The organism is Pseudomonas sp. Ant30-3, assembly GCF_000690905.1.
GTDB lineage: Bacteria > Pseudomonadota > Gammaproteobacteria > Pseudomonadales > Pseudomonadaceae > Aquipseudomonas.
Genome location: NZ_JMCL01000176.1, coordinates 1 through 579, shown reverse-complemented (window position 1 = coordinate 579; position 579 = coordinate 1). Strand labels below are relative to the sequence as shown.

The 579-nt window shown below is 60.3% G+C and carries 1 protein-coding gene; it reads left to right on the top strand.

The window, feature by feature from the left end; all coding sequences use genetic code 11:
• Nucleotides 1-579 (top strand): efflux RND transporter permease subunit (locus tag DU29_RS01000000130630; RefSeq protein ID WP_161781318.1); only part of this gene is annotated, 579 nt, incomplete at both ends.

Here is a 579-nt window from a genome sequence, read left to right as displayed (position 1 = left end):
GGTGTTTCTCGTCTACATCGCGCTACTGGTGGCGACGGGAGCTGTGTTCAAGGCCGTCCCTGGCGGATTCATCCCCATGCAGGACAAGCTGTATCTCATCGGTGTCATCCAGCTACCCGAGGGTGCATCCCTGGAGCGCACGGAAGCGCTGGTCCGCCGTGTGAGCGACATCGCGCTCAAGACCGATGGCGTCTACAACGCCGTGCAGTTCCCGGGCATGAACGGCTTGCAGTTGACCAACACGTCCAATAGCGGCCTAGTGTATTTCGTACTCAAGCCCATCAATGAGCGCAAGCACACTGCAACCGAGATTGCGGAACAGTTGAACGAGCGCTTCGCTCAGGAGCAGGACGGTCTGGCCTTTGCCATCATGCCGCCCCCTGTCATGGGGCTGGGCGCGGGTTCCGGGTTCTCTCTTTACGTGCAGGATCGCAACCGTGAGGGCTATGCCGCATTGCAGACGGCGACCACCGAGCTGGCGACGGCCATCTCGCAAGAACCGGGATTCCAATATCCGATCAGTTCCTATCAGGCCAATGTGCCGCAGCTTGACGCCGTAGTGGACCGCACCAAGGCGAA